This window comes from Streptomyces sp. NPDC058964 (assembly GCF_042741275.1).
Classification (GTDB): Bacteria; Actinomycetota; Actinomycetes; order Streptomycetales; family Streptomycetaceae; genus Streptomyces.
The window spans coordinates 1-5644 of record NZ_JBHYKH010000561.1; the positions used below are offsets into that span (position 1 = coordinate 1).

Here is a 5644-nt window from a genome sequence, read left to right on the forward strand (position 1 = left end):
GTGCGTTGAATCCGCTGGGGCCGTTCGGGCCGCCGGGAACGGAGCCCTGGCCGTTGGCACCGCCCAGGCCGTTCTGGCCGGCGCGGTCTTTCTCCGAGAAGTACGGCAGGTCGTCGCGACGCGGTTCGTCGCCGCCCGAGCCGGGGCGGGAGCCGTTGCCGAGCTGGCCCGCGGCCAGCACCTCGGTCACGTCGAAGGAGCCGGTGCCGCCGCCGTGCCCGGGAGCCACGGGTCCACCGGTGGCCCCGGAGAGCCCGGCGCCGTTCGTGCCGCCGGGCCGGGAGCCGCCCGGCACGCTCATGGAGCCGACCACGCCACCGGGGCGGCCGGCGCCCGGACGCACGCCCTTGACGCCACCCGCGCCGCCCGAGGCACCCGCGCCACCGGATGCGCCCGCCCCCGTGCCGGGCGCGGGCGTACCGGCCGGGGAACCGCCGGTCGGTCCGGCCGCGTTCGTGCCGCCGCCGCCCGGACCGGCCTTGCCGGCGGAGGACTTGCGGGGCGCGAACCAGTCGCGCGTCTTATCCTCGGCGGCAGCCGCGGACTCGGCGGCGGGAGTCTCGGGGGGCGCGGTGGCCGCCGTGGCGGCCGTCGTGGCGGCCGTCGGCTGGGCCTCGGCGTCCGCTCCCCTGTCGGCCTCGGCGCGCTCGGCGTCCGCGACGGGCGTACGCATGACGACCGGCGGAATGGGGCGCGACCCGGGGATGTTGATCCGGATCCGGGTCGTCAGCGTGGTCTCGGTCTTGCGTTCCTCGGGCTGTGCGGCCGAACGGCCCGCGTCCGTACCGCTGTCGGAAACCATGGGGGTCCCGTACGGCGGCGTGCCCGAAGGGTATGCGGCTCCGCCGCGCCCGTTGGGCCCGGAGGACGGAGTGTCAGTTTCACGACTCAAGGCAGGTTCTCCCGGTTGGCTCCGCCGCCCGTCACGACCTCACGATGGGGGTCCCCCCTGCTCGAGCGAAGTCGAGCACTTGGGGGAGGCTCGGCGGCGCGCACCACCATACTGGCCGCTCCTGGCGCGTATCCCGGGACCGCCGGGGAAACCCACACCGGACTCGCACGCGCGCCTTGCGGCGAATTGGTACGTCACTTGGCAAGTCGGGCATCGTCGGCGTCCGGTTGCCGCCCCGACCCAAGGGTGGCGCAGATCACAGCCAGCGCCATGCCGCCCAGCAGGAAGAGATAGGAGCCGCCTCCCGCCCCGAACAGGAAGTCTCCCTCCGGCCGGCCGACGGTGAGCACGATGACGGTGACGATCCAGCCGGCCGCGGGCGCGACGGCTCCGGCGCGGGTACCGGTGGCGCGGGCGCCGCCGAGGAACAGTCCGGCCGCGCCCGCCAGCGCGAGCAGCAACCCGCCCGGGAACCAGCCGGCCTGTACCAGCGCGCCCGCGACGCAGACGACGGCACCGAGCACGAACAGGCCCAGATAGGCGGCGATCCGCCCGGGGGAGGGGGGTCGCAGCGGCTGGGCGAGCATCGAACCGCGTCCGGCGGAGCTCATGACGCCTCCTCGACGCCGGTCCCGGCGAACAGGTCGGCCTCCCGGGTCTGCTGGCGTCCGCCGCTCACCAACTCGTAGTACTCGGTGGTGAACAGGGGCTGGGCCAGCTCGTTGGAGACCGCGAAGTACGGTTCGGCGACCTCGATCTGGGTCACGTGCGCGCGCATCGCGGCGGCCTTGGCGGCGGCGTGCGCGGTGCCGTGCGGCGCCGGGGGGTCGACCTCCGCCGCCCCCAACCCCCCCCCCCCGGCGCGGGGGGCGGGGGGCGGGCCCCCCCCCCCCCGTCGTACCAGGACCGCAGACGCGGCCGTGCCATGCGCGAGGCCGACCGGGAGCGGGAGCGCAGACAGCGCTCGCGCGTGTGGACCCCGGGCCGCCCCGAGGTCATCGAGCGGCTCGACGCCGAGGGTCTGCTGCCCGCCATCACCTTCATCTTCAGCCGCGCGGCCTGCGAGGCCGCGGTCCAGCAGTGCCTGTACGCGGGCCTGAGGCTCAACGACGAGGAGGCGCGGGAAGAGGTCCGTGCCCTCGTCCAGGAGCGCACCGCCTCCATCCCCACCGAGGACCTGCACGTCCTCGGCTACTACGAGTGGCTGGAGGGCCTGGAGCGCGGTATCGCGGCCCACCACGCGGGCATGCTCCCGACCTTCAAGGAGGTCGTCGAGGAACTCTTCGTCCGCGGCCTGGTGAAGGCCGTCTTCGCCACCGAGACGCTCGCGCTCGGCATCAACATGCCCGCGCGTTCCGTCGTGCTGGAGAAGCTCGTCAAGTGGAACGGCGAGCAGCACGCCGACATCACCCCGGGCGAGTACACCCAGTTGACCGGCCGTGCGGGCCGGCGCGGCATCGACGTCGAGGGCCACGCGGTCGTGCTGTGGCAGCGCGGCATCAGCCCCGAGCACCTCGCTGGTCTGGCCGGCACGCGCACGTACCCGCTGCGCTCCAGCTTCAAGCCGTCGTACAACATGGCGGTCAACCTGGTCGAGCAGTTCGGCCGGCACCGCTCGCGCGAACTGCTGGAGACCTCCTTCGCACAGTTCCAGGCCGACAGGTCGGTCGTCGGGATCTCCCGGCAGGTGCAGCGCAACGAGGAGGGCCTGACGGGCTACAAGGAGTCGATGACCTGCCACCTCGGCGACTTCGAGGAGTACGCGCGGCTGCGCCGTGAGCTCAAGGACCGGGAGACCGAGCTGGCCCGGCAGGGCGCGGTCCAGCGGCGCGCCGAGGCCGCCGTGGCCCTGGAGAAGCTCAAGCCGGGCGACGTCATCCACGTGCCGACGGGCAAGTACGCGGGCCTCGCGCTGGTACTGGACCCCGGTCTGCCCGCAGGGCGGTCCAACGGCCACCGCGGCTTCGACCACCACGACGGCCCCCGCCCGCTGGTGCTGACCGCCGAGCGGCAGGTCAAGCGGCTGGCGTCGATGGACTTCCCGGTGCCCGTCGAACCGCTGGAGCGGATGCGCATCCCGAAGTCCTTCAACCCGCGCTCCCCGCAGTCCCGCCGCGACCTCGCCTCCGCGCTGCGCACCAAAGCGGGGCACATCCCGCCCGAGCGCGCCCGCAAGAAGCGCTCCCAGGCCGCCGACGACCGGGAGATCGCCCGGCTGCGCACGGCCCTGCGCGCCCACCCCTGCCACGGCTGCAACGACCGTGAGGACCACGCCCGCTGGGCCGAGCGCTACCACCGGCTGCTGCGCGACACCTCGCAGCTGGAGCGCCGCATCGAGGGCCGCACGAACACCATCGCGCGCACCTTCGACCGGATCGTGGCGCTGCTGACCGAACTCGACTATCTGCGTGGCGACGAGGTCACCGAGCACGGCAAGCGGCTCGCCCGGCTGTACGGCGAGCTCGACCTGCTGGCGAGCGAGTGTCTGCGCGAGGGGGTCTGGGAGGACCTGGCTCCTGCCGAACTCGCCGCGTGTGTCTCCGCGTTGGTGTACGAGGCCCGGGTCGGCGACGACGCCATGGCGCCCAAGCTGCCCTCGGGCAAGGCGAAGGCCGCGCTCGGCGAGATGGTCCGCATCTGGGGCCGGCTCGACGCGCTGGAGGAGGATTTCCGGATCACCCAGACCGAGGGCGTCGGCCAGCGCGAGCCGGACCTCGGCTTCGCCTGGGCCGCGTACATGTGGGCCTCGGGGAAGGGGCTGGACGAGGTGCTGCGGGAGGCGGAGATGCCGGCCGGGGACTTCGTGCGGTGGTGCAAGCAGGTCATCGACGTGCTGGGGCAGATCTCGGCGGCTTCTCCTGCGGAGGGCTCGACGGTGGCGAAGGCCGCGCGCAAGGCTGTCGACCAGTTGCTGCGGGGTGTTGTCGCCTATTCGTCGGTGGGGTGACGGTTGCGCGGGCGGGTGCAGGTGCGTCGTGGCTTGCCGCGCCCACGCGGCGGAGCCGCAAATCGATTCAGTCCCGCGTCCCTTCGGGCGCGTTGTCCTGGCCCCGCTCCAGAAATGAACGCCAGCCGCCGTACCGCGTGATGTCCTCGGCGTCCGTCAGGGCGCTCGGTTCGCAGAGGAAGCCGGGGACCCGGCTGCCGTCGGCCAGTTCCAGGCTGCCCAGCGTCATCGGGCGGGGTAGTGCGGCGAGCAGGCGGCCCAGGCCCTCCGCGGGCAGTCGCCAGACCTCCGTCTCGATCGCCGCTCCGCCCTCGCCCACATGGACCAGGCCCGGCTTGGGGGGCTCGGTGCGCAGTGCGCGCAGGGCGTAGACGGGAGCCGTCGTGGTCGTGCGGTCCAGACGGGCGCCCAGGGACAGCAGTTGCGGGTTGAGGGGCCCGCCCGTCAGATGGGCGCCGACCACGGCGAGGCTCACCTCCGGCTCCAGCGACCGGGCGATGGCGGCCAGCCGGTCGTCCGTGAACGCCGGGCCGATCAGCATCACGCCGAAGGGCAGGCCGTTCACCTCGCCCGCCGGAGCGGCGACGGCGGCCATGTCGAAGAGGTTCGTCGAGTTGGTGAACCGGCCCAGCCGCGCGTTGACGCCCAGGGGGTCGGCGGCCACCTCGGCGAGGGTGGGATGGCCCGGGGTGGTGGGGAGCAGCAGGGCGTCCGCGTCGGCCAGTTCCGCACGGGCCCGGGTGCGCAGCGCGGCCAGCCGGTCCTGGTCGGCGAAGAGCCGGTGGGCCGGGATGTCCCGGGCGCGGGTGATGATCCCGGCGACCGTGGGGTCGAGGCCCATACCGCCCTCGGCAGTCAACTTGTCGACAAAGTCCCCTACGGCGGTGTAGCGCTCGGCGACGAACGCGCCCTCGTACAGCATCGCTGCGGCCTCGGTGAACGGCGTGAGGTCGATCGGCCGGATCTCGGCACCGGCGGCGGCGAGCCGCGCCACCGCGGCCTCGTACGCCTCGGGCCAGCCCGCGTCCAGCCCGCCCAGGGCCGCGAGCGGAGCCACCGCGACGCGCCAGGGGCCCGGGGCCCGACGGGGGAGGGGCGGCAGGTCCCGGCCCGGCGGGGACGCCATGAACCCCAGTGCCTGCTCGGCCTCCGCCAGGGTGCGGGCGAAGACGGTCACGCAGTCGAGGGAGGCACAGGCCGGGACCACACCCCGCACCGGGACCAGGCCGCGGGTGGGCTTGAGTCCGACGATGCCGTTGAGGGCGGCCGGGACCCGGCCCGAGCCGGCCGTGTCCGTGCCGAGCGCGAAGTCGACGATGCCCAGGGCGACCGCCACCGCCGAGCCGGAACTGGAGCCGCCGCTGATCCGCTCCGGGTCGTGGGCGTTGCGCACGGCACCGTAGGGGGAGCGGGTGCCGACCAGGCCCGTGGCGAACTGGTCGAGGTTGGCCGACCCGAGGACGATCGCGCCCGCCGCGCGCAGCCGGGCGACGGCCGGGGCGTCGGCCGGCGGGTCGTAGGCGTACGCCGGGCAGGCCGCCGTCGTGGGGATCCCGTGGACGTCGATGTTTCCCATTGCGGCGAACAGCCGCCCGGCCAGCGGGAGCCGCTCACCGGCGGCGACCCGCTCGTCGATCGTCCGGGCCTCGGCCTCGACCTCCTCCCGCGGGCGCAGGGTGATCCAGACCTCGGGGCGGTCGGTGGCCTCGATCCGGGCGTTGGCCGCCCGGACGCGGGTCGGACTGGTGGACATTCGCGCTCCTCCCTCAGCCGGCCGTCGGCGCCAGGACGAGCAGGGCCGTGCC

Annotated in this window: 2 protein-coding genes and 3 pseudogenes; 1 reads left to right on the forward strand and 4 read right to left on the reverse strand. The window is 74.4% G+C overall.

What is annotated here, in order from left to right:
- From ACFW2E_RS40165 to ACFW2E_RS40175, 3 genes and pseudogenes are all read right to left on the reverse strand, one after another.
- Positions 1 to 892 (reverse strand): annotated as a pseudogene (locus ACFW2E_RS40165) (hypothetical protein); the annotation flags it as partial.
- Positions 893 to 1086: 194 nt separating this feature from the next.
- A complete protein-coding gene (locus tag ACFW2E_RS40170) occupies positions 1087 to 1503 on the reverse strand; it encodes a DUF6113 family protein (protein ID WP_384475029.1) in 417 nt (138 codons plus the stop codon).
- Positions 1500 to 1703, reverse strand: a pseudogene (locus tag ACFW2E_RS40175) (N-acetyl-1-D-myo-inositol-2-amino-2-deoxy-alpha-D-glucopyranoside deacetylase); the annotation flags it as partial. The gene ACFW2E_RS40170 and the pseudogene ACFW2E_RS40175, both read right to left, overlap by 4 nt.
- 81 nt (positions 1704 to 1784) lie before the next feature.
- Between ACFW2E_RS40175 and ACFW2E_RS40180 the strand changes: the two are divergent.
- A pseudogene (locus ACFW2E_RS40180) lies at positions 1785 to 3839 on the forward strand (DEAD/DEAH box helicase); the annotation flags it as partial.
- Between the two features lie 67 nt (positions 3840 to 3906).
- Here ACFW2E_RS40180 and atzF read toward each other — a convergent pair.
- Positions 3907 to 5592, reverse strand: coding sequence for an allophanate hydrolase (gene atzF / locus ACFW2E_RS40185; protein ID WP_384475032.1), 1686 nt, complete (start codon positions 5590 to 5592; stop codon positions 3907 to 3909).
- Positions 5593 to 5644: the final 52 nt, after the last annotated feature.